Raw genomic sequence first — 20894 nt, 5'->3', positions numbered from 1 at the left:
CTCGATGACTCGCGGCAAATGGCTGGCGGCGCTGTGCCTGGTGCCCTTCGCGCTGTTCTTTATCGTCTTTGAAATCGCCCCGCTGGTCTGGGTGATGATCAACAGCTTGCAATCGGAAGAGTTCGGCTGGGGCTTCGCCAACTTCAGCAAAATCTTCAGCTCGAAATTTTACTTGCAGGCGATTCAGTACAGCCTGGAGATTAGTTTCTGGTCGAGTGTGTTCGGCATCATCATCGCAGTACTCGGTGCGTATTCGCTGCGCCGGGTCGACTCGAAATTGCGCAACTTCGTCAACGCCTTCGCCAACATGACCAGCAACTTCGCGGGGGTGCCTCTGGCCTTCGCGTTCATCATCCTGCTCGGTTTCAACGGCAGCATAACCATCATGTTGAAGCAGTCGGGGATCATTCAGGATTTCAACCTGTACTCGAAAACCGGGCTGATCATCCTCTACACCTATTTCCAGATTCCTCTTGGCGTGCTGCTGCTCTACCCGGCCTTCGACGCCTTGCGTGAAGACTGGCGCGAGTCGGCCGCGTTGCTCGGCGCCAACGGCTGGCAGTTCTGGCGACACATCGGTTTGCCGGTGCTGACCCCGGCGTTGCTCGGCACCTTCGTGATCCTGCTGGCCAATGCCCTCGGTGCGTACGCCACGGTGTATGCGCTGACGACGGGCAACTTCAACGTCCTGCCGATCCGTATTGCTGCGATGGTCTCCGGCGATATTTCCCTCGATCCAAATCTGGCCAGCGCGTTGGCCGTGGTGCTGGTGGCGCTGATGACCATCGTCACCGTCGTGCATCAACTGCTGTTGAAGAGGAGCTACCATGTCTCGCGCTGAATCCGGCCCGGCCGGCCTCTACCACCGCGTCGTGGTTTACCTGCTGTTCGCGATCCTCTTGCTACCACTCGTGGGCACGCTGGTTTATTCGATCGCCAGCAGTTGGTCGGCGACCATTCTGCCCAGCGGCTTCACCTTCAAGTGGTACATCCAGTTGTGGAGCGATCCGCGTTTCCTGCACGCATTCGGCCAGTCATTGCTGGTGTGCGTTGGCGCGCTGGTGCTTTCAGTCGTGCTGATCCTGCCGCTGCTGTTCGTGGTGCATTACCACTTTCCAAAACTCGATGCGCTGATGAACATCCTCATCCTGCTGCCCTTCGCGGTGCCGCCGGTGGTGTCATCGGTGGGCCTGTTGCAGCTCTACGGTTCCGGGCCGATGGCGATGGTTGGCACGCCGTGGATTCTGATCGGTTGCTACTTCACCGTGGCGCTGCCGTTCATGTACCGGGCAATCACCAACAACCTGCAAGCGATCAACCTGCGCGACCTGATGGACGCTGCGCAACTGCTCGGCGCCAGCACCGTTCAGGCAGCGTTTCTGGTGGTGCTGCCGAACCTGCGCAAAGGCCTGATGGTCGCGTTGCTGCTGTCGTTCTCGTTCCTGTTCGGTGAGTTCGTGTTTGCCAACATCCTCGTCGGCACCCGCTACGAAACCCTGCAGGTGTATCTGAACAACATGCGCAACAGCAGCGGCCACTTCACCAGCGCGCTGGTTATTTCGTATTTCTTTTTCGTGCTGGTCCTGACCTGGATCGCCAACATCTTGAACAAGGACAAAAGCGAATGAGCTATGTCAGCGTCCAACACCTGCAGAAAAGTTACGCCGGCACCACCGTGTTCAGCGATATCGACTGCGAAATCAACAAGGGTGAATTCGTCACCCTGCTCGGCCCCTCCGGTTGCGGCAAATCCACCCTGCTGCGTTGCATTGCCGGACTGACGCCAGTGGATGGCGGCAAGATCCTGCTGGATGGCGTCGATATCGTGCCGTTGAGTCCGCAGAAACGCGGGATCGGCATGGTGTTTCAGAGCTATGCGCTGTTCCCCAACATGACCGTCGAGCAAAACGTCGCCTTCGGTTTGCGCATGCAGAAGGTCAATGCCGACGACAGCCATAAACGCGTTTCGGAAGTGTTGAAACTGGTTGAACTGAACGACTTCGCCAGCCGCTATCCGCATCAGTTATCCGGTGGTCAATGCCAGCGGGTTGCCCTTGCCCGTTCACTGGTGACACGTCCGCGTTTGTTGCTGCTGGACGAGCCGCTGTCGGCGCTCGATGCACGGATTCGTAAGCACCTGCGCGAACAGATCCGGCAGATCCAGCGCGAACTCGGCCTGACCACTATTTTCGTCACCCACGATCAGGAAGAAGCGCTGACCATGTCTGACCGGATTTTCCTGATGAATCAGGGAAAAATCGTCCAGAGCGGCGATGCCGAAACCCTGTACACCGCACCGGTCGATGTGTTCGCCGCAGGCTTCATCGGCAACTACAACCTGCTCGATGCCGACGATGCGTCGAAGCTGCTGCAGCGCCCGATCAGCCACCGCATCGCCATTCGCCCGGAAGCCATCGAACTGAGCCTCAACGGCGAACTCGACGCGCAGATCCGCAGCCACAGCCTGCTCGGCAACGTCATCCGTTACCGGATCGAAGCGCGCGGCGTGGAACTGGTGGTGGATGTGCTCAACCGCTCGGCGGCCGATCTCCATCCCGACGGTCAGCGACTGGCGCTTTCCATCGATCCAACGGCCCTGTGTGAGGTAGCCTGATGACTTTGCTGACGTTGAAGAGAGAACTGCACTGATGGCCCTGGCAATTTTTGATCTGGACGAAACCTTGATCCACGGCGACTGCGCCACCCTCTGGAGCGAGCAGATGGGGCGCCTGGGCTGGGTCGATCCCGAGTCGTTCATGCGCAAGAACAACGAACTGATGGACGCCTACAGCCATGGCAAATTGCGCATGGAAGAGTACATGGAGTTCAGCCTCGAACCGCTGATCGGCCGTACGCCAGAAGAAGTCGATCATCTGGTCGGGCCGTGGGTGGAAGACTTTATCGAACCGATCATCTTCAGCGACGCGACCAAGACCATCGCCGCCCACCGCAAGGCGGGAGACCGGATTCTGGTGATCTCGGCGTCGGGCACGCATCTGGTCAGACCGATTGCCGATCGATTGGGCATTGATGAAGTTCTGGGGATTGAACTGGAAGTCGCCCATGGCGTTTACAGCGGCCACACCGTCGGCACCCTGACCTACCGCGAAGGCAAGATCACGCGTTTGCTGGAATGGCTGGATGCTGAAGAGGAAAACCTGGAGGGTGCGAGTTTCTATTCCGACTCGCGTAATGATTTGCCGTTGTTGCTGAAGGTGGATTTCCCACACGTGGTGAATCCGGATCCAGTGCTTCTGGAGCACGCCGAAAAAGCCGGCTGGCCAATCCACCTGTGGAAATGACAAAGATTTAATCTGCAATTGCAGGCTGACATTCCGAACCCGAGTTCGACACCATGTGTCAGGTCGATGTACCTCGACAGAACAACTCAGTCAGTCCCCTCTCCCTTTGGGAGAGGGTTAGGGTGAGGGGCTTTTTGCCCTGGTCTCAGCTCAGACTTTCGTCAATCACCAACACCAGTTTGCCAGCCACCTTGTTGCTCGCCAGCTCCGTAAACGCCGCCTCGGCATCCTTCACCGCAAACGCCTTGGCCAACTGCGGACTCAACCGCCCTTCGGCAAACAACGGCCACACCTGCTGGCCCAGATCACTCAACAGATCCGCCTTGAACTGATCGTCACGACTGCGCAACGTCGAGCCCAGCAGTTGCACACGCTTGGCCAAGACCTGCGCCAGATCCAGTTTGGCCTCACGGCCACCCATCAAACCGATCAACACCCAACGGCCGTCCAGCGCCATCAGTTTGAGGTTCAGCGCCGAATAATTGCCGCCGACCGGATCGAGAATCACATTGAACGGCCCGAAATCACGCAGGCTCTCCAGATCATCGGTGCGCAGCACCCCGCCCTGCGCACCCAGCGCCTCACAGTAGGCCAAACGCTCGGCCGAACCGACGCTTACCCAACATGGATTGCCGAACGCCTTGCACAACTGAATGGCGGCTGAACCGATTCCACTTGCGCCGGCATGCAGGAGAACTTTCTCACCCGGTTTGAGCGCCGCAAGTTGAAACACATTCAGCCAGACTGTTGCATAAACCTCAGGCAATGCGGCGGCCTCGATCAGCGAGACGCCTTCGGGAACCGGCAGCACATGCCGGCCGTCGACGACTACCTCTTCGGCCATGCCACCCCCGGCCAGCAGGGCGCAAACCCTATCGCCAACCTGCCAGGCACTGCCGGCGCCGACCTCGCTGATCACCCCGGAGCACTCAAGCCCAAGCACTTGGCTGGCACCTGGTGGGGGCGGATAAAGCCCTGCTTTCTGTAATAAATCGGCGCGATTGAGGCCCGCTGCCGCCACTCGGATGCGGACTTGTCCTACATCGCACGTAGGACTCGGCTCTTCAACCCATGCCACTTGACCGTCAACGCCTTGCAATGCCTTCACAGTGCCTCCATAGTGAGTCTGGACTGAGCCCGAAGCTGTAGCGCCGGGCTTTTTGCATTATGCGACCGGCTCTCGTAGAACCGGCGACTTCAAAGACGGCCTAATATGCGTTATCAATTGTCCCCGCGTCGAATCAGCATGAAGCATTTGCTCCCCAGCACCGCCCTCGCTCTTTTCATCGGTATCGGTTTGTTGCCGGTGTCGGGCACTACATTCGCAGCCAACAGCTGGGACAAGTTGCAGCCTGATCGCGATGAAGTCATCGCCAGCCTGAACGTCGTCGAGTTGCTCAAGCGTCACCACTACAGCAAGCCGCCGCTCGACGATGCGCGCTCGGTGATCATCTACGACAGCTACCTCAAGCTGCTGGATCCGTCGCGCAGCTACTTCATGGCCAGCGACATCACCGAATTCGACAAGTGGAAGACCCAGTTCGACGACTTCCTCAAAAGCGGCGACCTCAACGCCGGGTTCACCATCTACAAGCGCTATCTGGACCGCGTAAAGTCGCGTCTGGACTTCGCCCTTGCCGAGCTGAACAAAGGCGTCGACAAGATGGACTTCACCACCAAGGAGACCTTGCTGATTGATCGCAAGGACGCACCTTGGCTCAAATCCACCGCTGAACTCGACGACCTGTGGCGCAAACGCGTCAAGGACGAAGTGCTGCGGATGAAGATCGCCGGCAAAGAGCCGAAGCAGATCCAGGAAACCCTGACCAAGCGCTACAAGAACCAGTTGGCGCGCCTGGACCAGACCCGTCCGGAAGATATCTTCCAGGCGTACATCAACACCTTCGCCATGTCGTACGATCCGCACACCAACTATCTGTCGCCGGATAACGCGGAAAACTTCGACATCAACATGAGCCTGTCCCTCGAGGGCATCGGTGCCGTGTTGCAGAGCGACAACGACCAGGTCAAGGTCGTGCGTCTGGTGCCGGCAGGCCCGGCTGACAAGACCAAACAGGTTGCCCCGGCCGACAAGATCATCGGTGTTGCCCAAGGCAACAAAGAGATGGTCGACGTGGTCGGCTGGCGTCTGGACGAAGTGGTCAAGCTGATCCGTGGCCCGAAAGGCACCGTGGTGCGTCTGGAAGTGATTCCGGCAAGCAATGCGCCGAACGACCAGACCACCAAGATCGTGCCGATCACCCGTGAAGCGGTGAAGCTTGAAGACCAGGCCGTGAAGAAGTCCGTGCTCAACCTGAAACAGGACGGCAAGGACTACAAACTCGGCGTGATCGAGATCCCGGCCTTCTACCTCGACTTCAAGGCGTTCCGCGCTGGTGATCCGGACTACAAGAGCACCACTCGCGACGTCAAGAAACTGCTGACCGAACTGCAGAAAGACAAAGTCGACGGCGTGGTCATCGACCTGCGCAACAACGGCGGCGGTTCCCTGCAGGAAGCCACGGAGCTGACCAGTCTGTTTATCGACAAGGGGCCGACCGTCCTCGTGCGTAATGCCGATGGCCGTGTCGACGTCCTCGAAGATGAAAACCCGGGCGCGTTCTACAAAGGTCCGATGGCGTTGCTGGTCAACCGCTTGTCCGCCTCGGCTTCGGAGATCTTCGCCGGCGCCATGCAGGACTACCACCGCGCGCTGATCATCGGTGGCCAGACCTTCGGTAAAGGCACCGTGCAGACCATTCAGCCGCTGAACCATGGCGAACTGAAGCTGACTCTGGCCAAGTTCTACCGGGTTTCCGGTCAGAGCACCCAGCATCAGGGCGTGTTGCCGGACATCGACTACCCGTCGCTGATCGACACCAAGGAAATCGGCGAGAGCGCACTGCCGGAAGCCATGCCGTGGGACACCATCCGCGCAGCGATCAAACCGGCGGCCGATCCGTTCAAGCCGTTCCTGGCGCAGCTCAAGTCCGAGCATGACACGCGCACCGCCAAGGATGCCGAGTTCGTGTTCATCCGTGACAAGCTCGCCCTGGCGCAGAAACTGATGGAAGAAAAAACCGTCAGCCTCAACGAAGCCGAACGCCGTGCCCAGCACAACGACATCGACGCCAAGCAACTAGTGATGGAAAACATCCGTCGCAAGGCCAAAGGCGAAGAGCCGCTCAAAGAACTGAAGAAAGAAGACGAAGACGCCCTTGCGGCCGCTGACCCGGACAAGGTCAAACCGGAAGACGATGCTTACCTGAGCGAAACCGGGCGCGTGCTGCTGGATTACCTGAAGCTGAGCAATCAGGTGGCCAAGAAGTAGAGGGCGATTTAAACGTTCAAGTTTCCCCATCCTTCGAAATAAAAATCAGGGCTAGTTTTATTAGCCCTGTTTTTTTAAACTCCAACTCACTAGTCAAGTGCGGATAAAATGGAATTCACAAAGCACCCATTATTTGTCGGCGCGTCTGCCATCGCAGCAACAATAGCTATATTTCATCAATACATAGTCCCAATATATGAAAAACAGAACAACAATAAAATCATAGAACTAACAAACACTTTGACATCAACTCAAAACGAGCTCAAAGAAAGCGTCGAGAAAAACACCAATATAAAAAATGATAACGCAAGTAAGACAGCCACGCTCACCAGTCGACTTGAGTCAAAAATAATCAACCTTGAGGCTTCCAAGAATGAACTCGAAAAAAAGGTGATTAGACTTCAAGAAGAAGACAGATTTTCCGCCGAAAATCCATTTCCGAAAGGGTTTCGCGAAATCAAAATTTTCGATGATTACACCAAAGTACCCGTTATATACAAAAACACCGATTACACAGAAAAAAGGATTTTCAGCTCGACCGACATTTCAGATAGTCTATTCAGTCGAATTACATACTATCAATTCCAATGCAATGAAACCAACCTTGTAAACAAGGCCTTCTTCCACTACAAAACACTATTTGACGACTACTTAACTGGTGATCAATCACGACCTATACCAACTGAAGAAGAGGAAAAAAAATCCGCTCTAAAAAAACAGGAAACCTTGATAAAAATATTTACCGAGAAGTTTGGAACTCCGATTTTAGTTGAAAGTAATGAAACCATATTTCAAACGAGCGAACACACTGTTGCATCAATCGATGGTTCTGGACTAATAATATTTTCCCCACATGATGCACTATCTCTTAGCATCGCGTGTTTAGAAAAATCCTCTGCGGAAACCGTGCCTACTTCGCCGAAAAAAAAATAGCATTGATGAGATTGCCCAGAGCTCACTATTTCCGTAGCTAAAATCCAAATTAGTCATCAAACAGTCATCATTCTGTCGTGCAATAAAGGACTGGGAGCCACTCTCTTCATCGAGAGCGCTCCCAGTCCTTTTTTTATCGCCAGAGATTGCCATGACCACGACCGAACAGCTGAGTGCCTTGAGCTCGATCCTGACTCAAAGCGGTTTACACAGCCTGTTCCAACCGATCATCAGCCTCTCGGAACGGCGCATCCTCGGTTACGAAGCCCTCACTCGCGGCCCTTCCAACAGCCCTCTTCACTCGCCCATCGCGCTGTTCGCCGTGGCCCGTCAGGCCGGGCGTTTGAGCGAACTCGAGATCGCCTGCCGCCAGAGCGCTTGCCGCCGCTTCAACGAGCAGCAACTGCCGGGCAAACTCTTTCTCAACGTCTCGCCGGAATCCTTGCTTGAAGCCGCGCATCAACCGGGGCGCACGTTGCAGTTGCTGCAGGATTTCGGCATTCCGCCCAGTCAGGTAGTGATCGAGCTGACTGAACAGACGCCCATCGACGATTTTCAGTTGCTGCAAACCGCCTTGCATCACTATCGGGCCATGGGTTTTTCCATTGCGCTGGATGATCTCGGTGCCGGCTATTCGAGCTTGCGGTTATGGTCGGAACTGCGCCCGGATTATGTGAAGATCGATCGGCACTTCATCGATGGCATTCATCAAGATGCGTTGAAGCGCGAGTTCGTCGGCTCGATCCTGCAAATCGCCAAAGCCTCACGCGCACAAGTCATTGCCGAAGGCATCGAGTTGCCGGAAGAACTCGCGGTGCTGACGGAAATGGGCGTCGATCTGGTGCAGGGCTACCTGCTTGGCCGCCCCCAAGAACACCCACCGCGCGATGCCCGCGCCTTGATGCCCAAACACGACAGCAGCAGCGTTGCGCTGAACGACGAAGGCAGTGACCTCAGCGCCCTGCTCAACGACCAACCGGCCGTGCATCGCGACACACCCACCGCCACCGTGCTGGAAGCCTTCCGCCGCCAGGCCAACCTCAACTCACTGGCAGTACTCGACGAACAAGGTCAACCCTGCGGCATCGTCCACCGCCACTCGTTGTCGGATGCCCTGCTCAAACCTTTCGCCACCGACCTGTTCGCCCGTAAACCGATCAGCCGCCTGATGAACGACGATTTCCTCGCCGTGGAAATGAGCCAGTCACTGCAACAGGTCAGTCGCCTGATCACCAGCCGCGCGCGGCAACGCATTGAAGAAGACTTCATCATTACTCTTAACGGCGGCTACCTGGGTCTTGGCCGGGTGATCGACGTGCTTAAACTGATCACCGAGTTGAAGATTCAACAGGCGCGGTATGCCAATCCGCTGACTTTGTTGCCGGGGAATGTGCCGATCCAGCAATGCCTGACGCGGTTGCTGCAGCAGGGGCGCGAGTCGGTCATCTGCTATGTCGACATCGACAGTTTCAAACCCTTCAACGATATCTATGGCTACGGGCGTGGTGATGAAGTTTTGCTGTGCCTGGCGCAATGCCTGAACGAGCGGGTAGACCCGAGCCGCGACTTCGTTGGCCATATCGGCGGCGACGACTTCCTCCTCGTCCTTGGCCCTGAAGACTGGCGCAAACGACTCAATCAACTGCTTGATGACTTTCAGAGCCAATGCCGACGGTTCTACCGGCCTGAACACCTTGAGGCGGGATGTTTTATTGCGCCGAATCGCCAAGGGGTGCGGCAGGAGTTTCCGTTGTTGTCGCTTTCCATTGGCGTGGTGCATTTGCATCCCGAGGCTTGCGCACACCTGGATGCCAGTCAACTCGCGGAAATGGCTTCGCAGGCGAAGCATCATGCGAAGAATGTTCCGGGGTGTAGCGTGCATTTGATTGATAGTCTTGCCGCGCCCGCCCTGCGCCAATCGCAGCTATTGGCCAATGTTGATTCCTGAAAGCTGCCAAACCCTCTGGCCGCGCGAAGAGGCAGCTCAATCAAAATTCTTTACTGGGTCAACCTTTAGATTTTCGATTTGATACCTCAATAAACAATTCAACAAAACCTGCATAAACTGCCGTTGATCCTCTACATCATCATCGAAATAGGTGGTGATTTTCGTGAATACCGCATCAAAGTCATCATCGACGTCCAAATAGTGTTTCAAAGTTTCAACACACCACTCGCGCTCTTCAACGCTATAAGAGAGAAACTCAGGCTTCATAAGAATATCGAATAGCTCGGCAAGCTCCTTCTTATCATTCACGTTCTTTGAAACAATGATTTTTTCACGAGCGTCGTCGTCAGTATTTTCTATATCAAATAGAAACAGCAGACCACGCAAAACAAAATACTCAGGTTTACGTTTCATTCCATAAATTCCGTATAAGAGGTTATCGGCTTGCCAGCTCTATCAAGAATTACTACCGCATGTGTTTGCTGTCCGTAAATGACTCCCCCCCTCTTGTACCCTTCACCTACAATTTTGCCCATATTCATTGGCTCCTTCGACGCGATCTGTCCGTTCCGCCTAAAAATAAGCTGGGCACGATGTATGGCGTTCAGTTGGTCTCGATTACTAAAAAAGTGAGTGGCTGCACTGGGAATTTTTGGCTGCCCTGCTCGCCTTCCATTGGTGTAAAGCTCTATGACTCCGGTCGATGGATTTCTTCCCGTCACTGAACGTTCTTGCTGAGAGGCCAATGTGGTTTGTTTGCCATGTTTTTCTACGAAGTGTGCGCCTGGTGTGGCTTTCTCCATTTCATCCAAACGCCTAAAAGCATTTGCCTCCGCCAAGTCATCAATCCTCGCTCGCCGTTCCTGCGCCGACATCTCCGGCAGGGCGGGCTCCCCCTCATCAACCTTAGCCCCATCACTTCCACCCGGCACCTCACACCCAGGCTTATTCGGCGGCGGGCAGTTGGAGTTCAACCCCAACGGATCCACCCACCCCGTCGGATTCGGCACGTACTGGTACTGATTCAACCCACCCGCCAACTTGATCGGATCCGGCGTCAGATACCGCCCCAACCTCGGGTCGTAATACCGGTGCCGGTTGTAATGCAGCCCGCTTTCCCCGTCGAAGTACTGCCCCTGAAAGCGCAGCGGCTGGTTCAGGTAGTCGTCGCCGGCCAGGGTCAGGGCGGCGACTTTGCCGTAGGCGTCGTATTGCGCGGACCAGACGATGTCGCCGCTGTAGTCGGTGAGTTCCTGCGGGGTGCCGAGGTGGTCGAGTTGGTAGTAGAACGGGACAGGCTTTTTTCGGGCCTTTGCCGTCGAGCAACGCCAGCGGACGGAAGGTGCCGGGTTCGTAGACGTAGCTGCGGTATTCGCTTTCGCTGCTTTCGGCGACGAGGTGGTCGCCCTGCCAGAAGAACTCGGTGATCTCGCCGTCGACGATTTTGCGGATACGCCGGCCGAAGGCGTCGTATTGGTAACTGGCGGTCTGGCCGTCCGGGCGGGTCAGGCCGATCAGGCGGTGCTGGCAGTCGTAGCGGTATTCAGTGACGAGTGTCTGCGCGCGGCCGCGACGTTCGCGGATCAGGTTGCCGAAGGCGTCGTAGTCGTAATGACGATCGCCTTGCATCAGCAGGCGATTGCCCTTTATCTGGCTCGGGCCAGGGCGGTCCTGCATCAGCAGGTTGCCGGCCGGGTCGTGGGCGAAGGATTCCGGCAGTTCGTCGCGCGAGTGACGTACGCGGATCAGCCGGTCGAGGGCGTCGTAGCCGTAGGTGCGCTGGCCGTGGCGGGTGTCGGCGATGTGCGCGAGATTGCCGTTGGCGCTGTAGGCATAATCGCGGCGGTACAGGGCATCGCGCTGATGGCCTACGGCGTGGGCGAGTAATCGTCCTTGATCGTCGTAGGAGTATTCGCTGAGCAGCAGACCTTGTTGGCGTTGCAGTTCGCGACCGGACTGATAGACATGGCGGGTCAACGGCGTGCCGTTGAGGTCAATCCCGTTCAGCGCGCCGCCCTTGGCGTGGCGGTAGTCGAGCACGCTGTTGTCCGGCAGACGCATGCGTTTGAGCTGGCCGCAGGCGTCGTAACGGTAACGCAGGGTGCCCCAGCCCTGATGCTCGGTGATCAGCCGGTCCTGACGGTCGTACTCGAAGGCCAAAGGGTGTTGCTGGCCGTCGTCGACACCGATCAGACGACCGAGACGGTCGTACTGGTAACTGACCTTGATGCCGTCGGGCAGGGTTTTGACGAGTAACCGGCCCGGCAGCATCGCGCTCATAAGCGGTGAGCAAACAAGAGCCGTCATCACCGAACTCGGTCTTCTCCAGCAGATGGCCGTTGAGGTCATAGGCGTACGCGGTGCGGCGGCCGTCAAAACCGCTTTCCTGACGAATCAGCCCGGTGGTGCGTGTAATCCAGCCGATACTTTTCCCCGGATTCGTTTTCAATCTCGGTGAGCAGCAGTTGCGCATGGTCGTAGCGGTACTGCACCCGCGTGCCGTCGGGGTTGATCCGCCGCGAAACCAGGTGCAGATCGTCGTCATACTCATAACGGGTGATGTGCCCCTGTTCATCGCGCTCGGCGGTGACCTGACCGTAGGCGCCGTAGCTGTAGGCGCGGGTGCTGCCGCCAGGAAATGTCGTCTGAATCAGTCGGCCAACGGCATCCCAATGTTGCCGGGTGACCGCACCGTGTTCGTCCGCAGTTGTGGTCCGCCGCCCCAGTGCATCGTAGGAAAAGCGCCGCACGCCACCATCGGGCAGGGTTTCCTCGGTCAACTGGCCAAGGCTGTTCCAGACCAAACGATGCCGGCTGCTGTCCGGATAACGGATCGACAGCAATTGCCCCCGGGTGTCGTAGTAGTAATGGGTGACCTGACCGTCGGGGTCGACCGCTTCGGTGACGTCACCCTCGGCATTGCGCCGGTAGATCCACACCGCCTCGCCGCGCGAACGCCGATGCAGGAAACCGTTGCGATACTCGTAGGACGTGGGCGCCTCGTCCGGCGGAATCAGCGCGATCAGCCGTCCGACCTCGTCGTAGCGGTATTCGGTGACAGCGCCCAAGGCATCCTGCTCGGCGATCAAGCGCCCGGCATCGTCATAGGCCTTGAGTTGCTCGCCACCATCCGCCGAGACTTGACGCACCAGCCGCGCACGCTCGTCGTGGACGTAGGTCTCTTCGGTGCCATCGACATAATGCACCGCGACACTGCCGTCATCGTTCCAGACGTAGCGCGTGTCCATCTGCGAGAACGATGCCCAGTGACGCACGCAGCGCGCGGCTTTCCCCGACCGCTCCCACTCCCAGAAGAAGCTCGCGCCGCCGGCCAGTTGCCGCTGCAGAATCACGTGAGCGTCGTCGTAGTCGTAACGCTCGCTGTCACCAACGGCGTTAGTGGCTTCGATCAGGTGTTGATAAGCGTCGTAGCTGTAACTGACCAGCGCCTGTTCGGTGCCCCAGTCACCTTCGCGAAACACCTGGTAATCGACCCCGACCAACTGCGCCTGCTCATAGCGCAACAGCAGCGAACGCCCGGCGCCGTTATCCAGTCGCTGCACACGGTCAGAGCGATCGCGCTGCACCGTCAGACGATTGCCATAGGCATCGCTGATCGCCGTCAGCCGTCCTGCGCGAAAGTGATAAAACCGCGCGGTGTCCCCGGCCAGCGCGAGGATCAGCTCTTCCGGCTCATCGCCCAGAAAAATCGCCGCCCGCGACAAACTGTTGTGAATCGCCGGCCGCTCAACGCTCGGCAACGGAAAACGGGTACGCCGGTTTTCGTGATCGACCCAAACAACCTCGTCGCCGGCAAATTCCAGCCGATGCGCCAGCGAATGACTCCAGCCAAACCCCAACCCGACATCGATTTCGGCGGCGCTGGAGCGATACAACCGCGTGAACTCAAACGGCAATACGCCATCGAGCACCGCATCAGTCAGGGTCAGCAGTTCTTCGCCGGTGACCATCGACACCGGGCAGCCGTTGGTGCAGGTGCGCGGCACGCAATCGGCGCTGTCGCCGTTGGGGTTTTTCGCCTGATCCGGCGAGTCGTCGTGATGCTCGTCTTTCTTCAACAAGGTGTTGCGCTGCGCATCCCAGCGCAATTGCATCCGGCCTTTTTTCACCCCGGCGGCGATGCCACGGGCGGCAACGGTTTTGTATTGATCGACGTATTTGATGAACCCTTCGACGATGCCAAACATCGCCTTCACCAAACGCTTTACCGCCGAGAGCAATTGCACGGCGCGATCCGCCAGACGCAGCGTCAGATAAGCGATGCCTGCGCCACCACTGACGAACGTCAAGACGACGCTGATCAGCACATCGATGAGCAACTGGACCATCATCATCGACGCCGCTTCAGCAGTTTTGCCGGCGATTTCACTGGGTGGCAGCATCTCCAGCCAAAAGCTGGCAGTGCGCAGCAATAGACACAGCGCCGCCTCGTCACTGACCAGCAGTTGCAGCTTCTCCATGACCTCGGGCGCGGTTTTCGCCAGCTCGATCAGATCCGCCGCGCCACTGCCCAAGCGCTCAGCAAACTGACCGGGATCCTTGAGGATGTCCGAGAGCAAACCAATGCTGTCCCACACGCCCTCGATCGCCGCCCAACTCCCGGCCAGCATGCCGTTGCCCGCCGCCGTCGCCACCGACTGCGACCACTGTGGCTTGAAACTCTGCCATTCACTGCGCAGCCAGCCATCCAGCTCCGCGGTCAGGCCGTCATAGGCTTTGAACAGGTCCTCGACCTGACCCGAAGTGACAGCGCTGTGCACCTGCACCCGGTAGAACTTGCCAGGTATTCCTTTGAATGAGCCTTTGCCTTGCGCATCAAGGGTGATGGGGGCGGTTTCGCCACTGTTCATGGCGATCACATCGACCACGATGTTGCCCAGCGGAATGTCGTAGACCGACTCGAATTTGCTTTCGATCAGCATCGGGCCACTCTTCGGGCACTGGACGACACCGGAGAAAAACGCGTTGTCGGTGCTGCTGACGGCAGTGCTATCGGAGCCGAAGCGAATGATCCGCTCCATGCCCATCAGTGACGGCAGATCCGCCGCGTGGCTGACCTCCTCCGCCGCGCGATTGGCCCAATGTTTGAGCTGTTCGCGGTAAACGCTGAGGGTGTCGGGAAAGCTGTCGAGTGCTTGCTCGATGCGGGTGACGGCGTCCATCAACGCACGCGGATGGGCGAAGTGGACTGGATAAGCGGATCAAACATGGGCGTTCCCTCGCGCAAAAAAATTAGGCGCGGGAACTGTGCGGGGGATCAATCGGGAAAGAAGTCAGGCAAGTAGGCGATGACTGTAGGACTTGTCTGTAAAAAACAGCTCACAGATAAACAGGCGCGCAAAAACGCAAACGCGGCGTGAGGAAAACCTCACGCCGCGTTTGTTCGGGCAGACACAAATGGATTTACAGTGTTGAGTCGCGAGTACTCAGCTCTTTCAATTTGAGCTCCGCCAACGGGTGTCCGGCTTTGGCCGCCATGCCCCACCAGCGGGCGGCTTCGACAGGATCCGGCGGTTTGCTCGGCGTTCCGGCCAAACTGATCACGCCGACCTGATAAGCCGCTTTGCCATCACCCGCGAGCGCGGCCAGCCGCAACAGGCGAACACCTTCTTCACGTGCACCCAGGCCGACACCACGAAAGGTCAGGATGTGCCCGTAGAAGCTTTGTGCACCAACATCGCCAAGGTTGGCCATGCGCGCAAACTGCCCTTCAAGCCAGCGCCAGCCTCGCGGTTGGCGGACAAACCACGACCAGTGAAACAGCCTGCGGGCCAGCCAGTAACTGGCCCGCGCCTTGAGTCGTAAAAACACTCAGGCCTCTGCCGATTCCGGGTACTCGTACTCGAAGACCCTGACCACTTCCGAGGCATGCCAGGAAGCCGCGGCAACGCCGTCGGATGGCCCGGAAAAACGCCCCAGACGTTCAACACATTCGAAGAAACCTGTGCGCGGCAGGCGACTGGCGCCCTGGCTGATCACCAGCGAACTGCGCAACGGTTGTTCGGCCTTGGCATCCAGCGCGGCCAGATGTTCAAGCGCGGCCGTCAGGGTTTGCATGGCCGGCGTCGGCAATTGCAACCGCTCGAGCAACGCCCGATAAGTCAGCAGATGGCGCTGGCGACGCGCCTGATCAAGTTCCCCGAGCAATCCGTCCCAATGTTGACGACTGATGCGTACGCTCACGATTCATCCCTCCACCCTGGCACCGTCAATTCCCAGGCCAGGCTGCGGCGAATCGCGGCGTCGGGCTGACGCTCGCCACTTTCGATCATGGCCAGATAAGACGGGCTGATGCCTACCGTGCGGGCCAGCGCCTCAATGGCGATGCCCTTCCCTTCGCGCAAACTGCGTAGTTGATCCAGACCTGGAAGTATCGCGTCTGGTGAGGCCGTGAGCGGCGTGGCTGCCGGACGCGACGGTGTTTCGTTGATGCCTGCTGCTTTTAGTAGAGCCTGATACTGAGCCCACGGCAGAACCGCGTATTCGGGTTCGCCATCGCGTGCAATTATCTGAATATCCATGACTACCCCGTAGGACAACAACACTTAGCGAGTCGGCACTTTTCCCTAGAAGTGTAATCCTAACAGCGGCCAAGGTCGCGGGGGGTATCTATCTGTAGGTGGGTGCTGAGAATCAGGTTTTTTTCGGCCCCTGTAGTTGCAGTTGTTCGGGGGTATCCGGCAGGCGTTCGACGACTGCCAGTTTTTCCGGTTGCTGACGGTTACGCCACAGGCGAAACGCATTGAGTTCATCGTCGAGGGTTTTCATCAGCCAGGCGAGGACGGCGATGTCGTCGAACATGCCAAACACGGGAATGAAATCTGGAATCGCATCCACCGGACTGAGGAAGTACATCAAACCCGCCACCACCGACACCAGGGCTTTGCCACTGATAGCGCGGTACTCGCCGCGCCAGTAGGCCAGGCACAATGCCTGAAGCAAGCGTAAATCGTCCTTGAGTTTACCGAGACGATTGCCTTGCGCGGCGCCTTTGCTGGCAACCGCAAACAGTAAGGTCGGTAAACGGCCACGCGCCAACAGACGGCCGGCCAAGGGCAGGAATCGAGCGAAATTCCACGGAGCTTTCATCTATTCCTCCCGTTGAAATGTTATCCACACAAATTGTGGATAACCTTGTGAACAGAGCTGCATTTCAGCGCTGAAAGCCCCGTTTCATAAGGGCTGCGCTCAGATCGGGCGTTTTTTACTCACATAAAAAACCCCAATATTTCATTGACTTGGCTGCTCAGGGCGGCTAGCGATGGCAGTCTCATTGGCTATGACTCTCTCGACCGCCATCGGTTCGCTCTGTTTACCCTTGGCAGGGTCCAGATGCAACAACGCCCCGCATAAGCGAGGCGTTGTTGTCAGACCCGTTACCGATTACTTGGCAGCAGCGGCTTCTTTAGCTGGATCCTTGATGGCCAGCAGTTCCAGGTCGAAGACCAGAACCGAGTTGGCCGGGATTGCCGGGCTTGGCGACTGAGCGCCGTAAGCCAGATCGCTAGGGATGTACAGTTTGTACTTCTCGCCAACGTGCATCAGTTGCAGACCTTCAACCCAACCCGGGATCACGCCGCTCACCGGCAGATCGATCGGGCTGCCGCGCTCGACGGAGCTGTCGAAGACGGTGCCGTTGGTCAGCTTGCCGGTGTAGTGAACGGTCACTACGTCAGTCGGCTTAGGCTGTGGGCCATCAGCTTTCTTGACGACTTCATACTGCAGGCCGGAAGCGGTGGTCGTCACACCTGCTTTCTTGCCATTTTCTTCGAGGAATTTCTTGCCGGCGGCTGCCGACTCTTCGCTCATCTTGGCCATACGCTCTTCAGCACGCTTCTGCAGCGCGGCGAAGGCTTCGACCAGTTCTTCATCTTTCAGCTTCTGTTCTTTCTTGCCGACGGCATCTTCGATGCCCTGGGCTACCGCTTTGGAGTCCAGATCATCCATGCCTTCCTGAGCCAGGCTCTTGCCCATGTTCAGGCCGATACCGTAGGAAGCTTTTTGCGCCGGGGTTTTCAGCTCTACGCTGGTCTGCGAATCACAACCCGCGAGGACCAGGCTAACCAGGGCAACCGCCGCCGCCAACCGATGCTGTTTCATGCTATTTCCTTGTTCATGCGCCGAAAGGGCAATCGAGTAAAGCCGCGAGCTTATCAGGCCGCCACGACCAATGGCTACCGGCATGAGAGCAGGAATCTTCCGATAAGTTCAGGGATTAAAACGCATTGGGGCGAAGCGACGATGAAGCTTCTGTCATCTTGTCCCGACAATTACTGGCGTCTCTGCTTACATCTTCTGGCGTAATGGCCACTTGCCGCATCGGGTCCGGCTCAGGCATAACAGCGGAACAATTCGACAAGGATGTTTAACTTGCGCCTTTTATTCCGTGTGCTGACCCTGATCATCGCGCTGCTGGGACTGGTTCTCGCCGTGGTCCTGTATTACGTCGCCAATCCGAAACTGCCCTTCTACACCCCCGCCGAGCAGGTGCATTACCTCGATCAGTGGAGTGACGAAGACCGGCAAACCTACTATTTCACGCCCCAGGGTACGCAGGTCAAAGGCCTGCGCTATGAGTGGTTCCAGGCGCTGGAACTGCCCTTCTCGGCGCAACGTTTCGCCTCGCCTGATTACCTGGCGCGTTTCGGTTTTCTGATCGACCCGCAGCAGAAAGCCACGACGACCAACCCCGGCAACCTCCCCGTCGGTTTTGCCCGACATCAGAACCCCGGCAGCACCGAACAATATCTGGACATCACTTGCGCCGCTTGCCACACCGGCGAATTGCGCTTCAAAGGTCAGGCCGTGCGAATTGACGGGGGTACCGCGCAACATGTGCTGCCGTCCAGTGTGCCTACTTTGCGCGGCGGCAGTTTCGGACAGGCATTGGTGGCAAGTCTGACCTCCACTTACTACAACCCATGGAAATTCGAACGTTTCGCCAGAACCGTACTGGGCGACGACTACGACGCGCGTCACGAGCAATTGCGCAAAGACTTCAAAACCTCACTGAATACATTCCTCAAAGTCGCCTGGAACGATACCCATCGCGGCCTCTACCCGACCGAAGAAGGCCCCGGCCGCGCCGATGCCTTCGGACGCATTGCCAACGCGACGTTTGGCGATGCGATTTCCCCCGCCAACTACCGCGTGGCCAATGCCCCGGTGGATTATCCACAGCTCTGGGATATGTGGTCATTCGACTGGGTGCAGTGGAACGGCTCGGCGCAGCAGCCGATGGCACGCAATATCGGTGAAGCGTTGGGCGTCGGCGCCACCCTGAATTTTTTCGATGACAACGGCCAGCCACTGCAGGGCGAAGCACGCTATGCCTCCAGCGTGCGTGTGCGTGATCTGCACAAAATCGAAGAAACCCTGCAAAGGCTCAAGCCACCAGCCTGGCCAGAGGATCTGTTTGGCGCCATCGACAAACCCTTGGCAACCAAGGGCCGCACGCTGTTTGTCGAGAACTGCGCCGGTTGTCACGTACCGCGCCAGACTCAGGAAGGTGAGCGCTGGGTGCAGCATTTGCACATGCTGCCAGTCGCTGTCATCGGCACCGACCCGACCGCTGCCGACAATATCGCCAACCACCGTTTCGACCTCACAGCCCTGCAGTGGGATCTGAAAGAACTCGAAAAAATGGACGTCAAGCTGCATCCGACACCCAAGGAGCCACTGGACTTGAGCCAGTTATCGGTGGCCAAGGGCTTGGCTTACGTCACCGCCTTCGTCGAAGACCGCGCCTATCGCGAAGCCAACGTCACGCCGCAGGAAAAACCACGCCTGGACGGCTTCGGCCTACCCATCGGCGTACGCGAAAAAGTCGCTTACAAGGCGCGCCCACTGGCCGGTGTCTGGGCCACCGCGCCGTTTTTGCACAACGGTTCAGTGCCGAGCATTTATCAGTTGCTGTCGCCGCAGGATGAACGCGTCACGACCTTTTTCAAAGGCACCGTTGAATACGATCCGCGACATCTGGGTTATCGCACCGAAGCGTTTACCAATGGCTTCCTGTTCGACACGCGCATCACCGGCAACCACAACAGCGGCCATGAGTTCCGCGCCGGCGAACGTGGCAACGGCGTGATTGGCCGGCTATTGCAGCCCGAAGAACGCTGGGCACTTCTTGAGTACCTGAAAGTCCTCGGCGGCCCACTGGAGGCGCAACTGCCATGATCTCAACCTTCAAGAAAGAACAGTCGCTGCTGGCCAGAATCTGGTTGTGGCTGGGTCGTGTACTGGGCAAGGTTCTGTTGATAGCGCTCGTCATCGGCCTGTTCGGCTGGGCCATCGCCACAGCATGGTTTGCCTGGCATCACCGCGGCCCGGTGTCGGCGCTGGAGCAGGTTCCGCCTGGCGAAGCGGCGATGACACAGGACGTGATCCAGACCGCCGTGCGCATCGTCGATCAGCATCGCGAAGGCACCCGTTATCTGCGCGACGCCCATGCCAAGGCCCATGGCTGCGTGAAGGCGCAGGTGCAAGTGCTGCCGGAACTGGCGCAACCGCTGCGACAGGGCGTGTTCAGTGAGCCCGGAAAAACCTGGCAAGCGATGATTCGCCTGTCCAATGGCAATGCCTATCCACAGTTCGACAGCCTGCGCGACGCCCGGGGGATGGCGATCAAACTGCTGGACGTTTCGGGAAAACAGCTGCTCGGCAACCGCCAGTCACAGCCTGAGCAGGATTTTGTGATGTTCAGCCACCCGAACTTTTTTGTCAGCGATGTCGCCGAGTATCGTCAGAACGTGTCGGCGCAGGCTGACGGCAAAAAGGTCATGGCATTTTTTCCGGGATGGGACCCGCGCACATGGCAGGTCCGCCATTTGTTTATTGCGCTGGCAACCCTGTCACCGCCGCCGGACAGTCCGACCGCGACCACTTATTTTTCGGTATCGCCGTACAAATTTGGTGAAGCCAATGCAAAGTTTCGGGTGGCGCCGGCCCCGGACAACTGCCCGGACTACACACTGCCAAAACAGAATCATGATTTACCGAATTTCTTGCGCAGCGCCTTAAACCAGCAACTGTCGACGGACCGGATACCGGCGTGTTTCGTCCTGCAGATCCAGCGTCAGGATGCCAACAAGTACATGCCGATCGAAGACACCAGCATCGAATGGCGCGAGCAGGATTCGCCGTTTGAAACCGTAGCGCGGATCACTCTGCCACCGCAGGACTTCGATACACCGGCGCTGAATCTGGCGTGTGACAATCTTTCGTTCAATCCGTGGTTCGGGCTTGAGGCGCATCGGCCGATTGGCGGAATCAACCGCTTGCGTAAAGCGGTGTATGAGGCAGTGAGCGATTATCGGCACAGCCAGAATGCCGCGCAGTAGAGCGGTGTCAAAGCACC

17 protein-coding genes and 1 pseudogene are annotated in these 20894 nt (G+C 57.7%); 9 read left to right on the top strand and 9 right to left on the bottom strand.

The window, feature by feature from the left end; all coding sequences use genetic code 11:
* Positions 1-4 precede the first annotated feature (4 nt).
* The 4 genes from LOY43_RS08665 to LOY43_RS08650 are packed head-to-tail and all read left to right on the top strand — an operon-like array spanning position 5 to position 3302.
* Complete coding sequence (locus LOY43_RS08665; RefSeq protein WP_172604543.1) at positions 5-841, top strand: ABC transporter permease subunit; 837 nt, start codon at positions 5-7, stop codon at positions 839-841.
* Positions 828-1628, top strand: a complete 801-nt coding sequence (locus LOY43_RS08660) for an ABC transporter permease (protein ID WP_258709468.1) — start codon at positions 828-830, stop codon at positions 1626-1628. Before LOY43_RS08665 ends, LOY43_RS08660 begins: the two co-directional genes overlap by 14 nt.
* The gene (locus LOY43_RS08655; RefSeq protein ID WP_127926393.1) at positions 1625-2614 is read left to right on the top strand and encodes an ABC transporter ATP-binding protein; all 990 of its coding nucleotides are present in this window, start codon (positions 1625-1627) and stop codon (positions 2612-2614) included. The genes LOY43_RS08660 and LOY43_RS08655 overlap by 4 nt, the downstream gene beginning before the upstream one ends.
* A gap of 34 nt (positions 2615-2648) precedes the next feature.
* The gene (locus tag LOY43_RS08650; protein WP_095124942.1) at positions 2649-3302 is read left to right on the top strand and encodes an HAD family phosphatase; all 654 of its coding nucleotides are present in this window, start codon (positions 2649-2651) and stop codon (positions 3300-3302) included.
* A gap of 145 nt (positions 3303-3447) precedes the next feature.
* Here LOY43_RS08650 and LOY43_RS08645 read toward each other — a convergent pair whose 3' ends face one another.
* The gene (locus LOY43_RS08645; RefSeq protein WP_095050905.1) at positions 3448-4410 is read right to left on the bottom strand and encodes a zinc-binding dehydrogenase; all 963 of its coding nucleotides are present in this window, start codon (positions 4408-4410) and stop codon (positions 3448-3450) included.
* A gap of 138 nt (positions 4411-4548) precedes the next feature.
* Here LOY43_RS08645 and LOY43_RS08640 point away from each other — a divergent pair, with 138 nt between their 5' ends.
* From LOY43_RS08640 to LOY43_RS08630, 3 genes are all read left to right on the top strand, one after another.
* Positions 4549-6633 carry a carboxy terminal-processing peptidase gene (locus tag LOY43_RS08640; protein ID WP_258709467.1) on the top strand — a complete coding sequence of 695 codons (2085 nt, stop codon included), beginning with the start codon at positions 4549-4551 and terminating at the stop codon, positions 6631-6633.
* A 108-nt stretch (positions 6634-6741) separates the two neighbouring features.
* Positions 6742-7566, top strand: a complete 825-nt coding sequence (locus LOY43_RS08635) for a hypothetical protein (RefSeq protein ID WP_258709466.1) — start codon at positions 6742-6744, stop codon at positions 7564-7566.
* 151 nt (positions 7567-7717) lie between these two features.
* Complete coding sequence (locus tag LOY43_RS08630) at positions 7718-9514, top strand: bifunctional diguanylate cyclase/phosphodiesterase (protein ID WP_258709465.1); 1797 nt, start codon at positions 7718-7720, stop codon at positions 9512-9514.
* A gap of 36 nt (positions 9515-9550) precedes the next feature.
* Here LOY43_RS08630 and LOY43_RS08625 read toward each other — a convergent pair whose 3' ends face one another.
* The 8 genes and pseudogenes from LOY43_RS08625 to LOY43_RS08595 form a co-directional block, all read right to left on the bottom strand.
* Positions 9551-9928, bottom strand: a complete 378-nt coding sequence (locus LOY43_RS08625) for a hypothetical protein (protein WP_134175106.1) — start codon at positions 9926-9928, stop codon at positions 9551-9553.
* On the bottom strand, positions 9925-10353 hold the full coding sequence (locus LOY43_RS28820; RefSeq protein WP_408980848.1) for a hypothetical protein: 429 nt from the start codon (positions 10351-10353) through the stop codon (positions 9925-9927). The genes LOY43_RS08625 and LOY43_RS28820 overlap by 4 nt, the downstream gene beginning before the upstream one ends.
* Before the next feature lie 38 nt (positions 10354-10391).
* Positions 10392-14697 (bottom strand): annotated as a pseudogene (locus LOY43_RS08620) (RHS repeat-associated core domain-containing protein); the annotation flags it as partial.
* A 241-nt stretch (positions 14698-14938) separates the two neighbouring features.
* Positions 14939-15346, bottom strand: a complete 408-nt coding sequence (locus LOY43_RS08615) for a tetratricopeptide repeat protein (RefSeq protein ID WP_095051101.1) — start codon at positions 15344-15346, stop codon at positions 14939-14941.
* On the bottom strand, positions 15347-15718 hold the full coding sequence (locus tag LOY43_RS08610; RefSeq protein WP_003223109.1) for a hypothetical protein: 372 nt from the start codon (positions 15716-15718) through the stop codon (positions 15347-15349).
* Positions 15715-16056 (bottom strand): helix-turn-helix transcriptional regulator, encoded by a 342-nt coding sequence (locus LOY43_RS08605; protein WP_095051100.1) that lies wholly within the window; start codon positions 16054-16056, stop codon positions 15715-15717. Before LOY43_RS08605 ends, LOY43_RS08610 begins: the two co-directional genes overlap by 4 nt.
* Before the next feature lie 112 nt (positions 16057-16168).
* Positions 16169-16624 carry a YkvA family protein gene (locus tag LOY43_RS08600; RefSeq protein WP_095051099.1) on the bottom strand — a complete coding sequence of 152 codons (456 nt, stop codon included), beginning with the start codon at positions 16622-16624 and terminating at the stop codon, positions 16169-16171.
* Positions 16625-16918: 294 nt separating this feature from the next.
* Positions 16919-17635 carry an FKBP-type peptidyl-prolyl cis-trans isomerase gene (locus LOY43_RS08595; RefSeq protein ID WP_007919751.1) on the bottom strand — a complete coding sequence of 239 codons (717 nt, stop codon included), beginning with the start codon at positions 17633-17635 and terminating at the stop codon, positions 16919-16921.
* A 270-nt stretch (positions 17636-17905) separates the two neighbouring features.
* Here LOY43_RS08595 and LOY43_RS08590 point away from each other — a divergent pair, with 270 nt between their 5' ends.
* Together LOY43_RS08590 and LOY43_RS08585 are read left to right on the top strand one after the other, a co-directional pair.
* Entirely contained in the window at positions 17906-19714 is a 1809-nt protein-coding gene (locus tag LOY43_RS08590) for a di-heme-cytochrome C peroxidase (protein ID WP_258709464.1), read from the top strand.
* Entirely contained in the window at positions 19711-20877 is a 1167-nt protein-coding gene (locus LOY43_RS08585) for a catalase family protein (protein WP_095051097.1), read from the top strand. The genes LOY43_RS08590 and LOY43_RS08585 overlap by 4 nt, the downstream gene beginning before the upstream one ends.
* Positions 20878-20894 lie beyond the last annotated feature (17 nt).

Origin of the sequence: Pseudomonas sp. B21-041, from assembly GCF_024748675.1 — a bacterium.
In the GTDB taxonomy this organism is placed as follows: domain Bacteria; phylum Pseudomonadota; class Gammaproteobacteria; order Pseudomonadales; family Pseudomonadaceae; genus Aquipseudomonas; species Aquipseudomonas neuropathica.
Note: the sequence above shows the minus strand (reverse complement) of the source record. Positions and strands in the feature narration are given on the sequence as shown.

Excerpts from the sequence above, each read along its gene's own strand:
- LOY43_RS08605 (WP_095051100.1), bottom strand. The coding sequence starts at position 16,056 with ATGGATATTCAGATAATTGCACGCGATGGCGAACCCGAATACGCGGTT.
- LOY43_RS08600 (WP_095051099.1), bottom strand. The coding sequence starts at position 16,624 with ATGAAAGCTCCGTGGAATTTCGCTCGATTCCTGCCCTTGGCCGGCCGT.
- LOY43_RS08655 (WP_127926393.1), top strand. The coding sequence starts at position 1,625 with ATGAGCTATGTCAGCGTCCAACACCTGCAGAAAAGTTACGCCGGCACC.
- LOY43_RS08585 (WP_095051097.1), top strand. The coding sequence starts at position 19,711 with ATGATCTCAACCTTCAAGAAAGAACAGTCGCTGCTGGCCAGAATCTGG.
- LOY43_RS08635 (WP_258709466.1), top strand. The coding sequence starts at position 6,742 with ATGGAATTCACAAAGCACCCATTATTTGTCGGCGCGTCTGCCATCGCA.
- LOY43_RS08665 (WP_172604543.1), top strand. The coding sequence starts at position 5 with ATGACTCGCGGCAAATGGCTGGCGGCGCTGTGCCTGGTGCCCTTCGCG.
- LOY43_RS08650 (WP_095124942.1), top strand. The coding sequence starts at position 2,649 with ATGGCCCTGGCAATTTTTGATCTGGACGAAACCTTGATCCACGGCGAC.
- LOY43_RS08625 (WP_134175106.1), bottom strand. The coding sequence starts at position 9,928 with ATGAAACGTAAACCTGAGTATTTTGTTTTGCGTGGTCTGCTGTTTCTA.
- LOY43_RS08640 (WP_258709467.1), top strand. The coding sequence starts at position 4,549 with ATGAAGCATTTGCTCCCCAGCACCGCCCTCGCTCTTTTCATCGGTATC.
- LOY43_RS08630 (WP_258709465.1), top strand. The coding sequence starts at position 7,718 with ATGACCACGACCGAACAGCTGAGTGCCTTGAGCTCGATCCTGACTCAA.
- LOY43_RS08595 (WP_007919751.1), bottom strand. The coding sequence starts at position 17,635 with ATGAAACAGCATCGGTTGGCGGCGGCGGTTGCCCTGGTTAGCCTGGTC.
- LOY43_RS08660 (WP_258709468.1), top strand. The coding sequence starts at position 828 with ATGTCTCGCGCTGAATCCGGCCCGGCCGGCCTCTACCACCGCGTCGTG.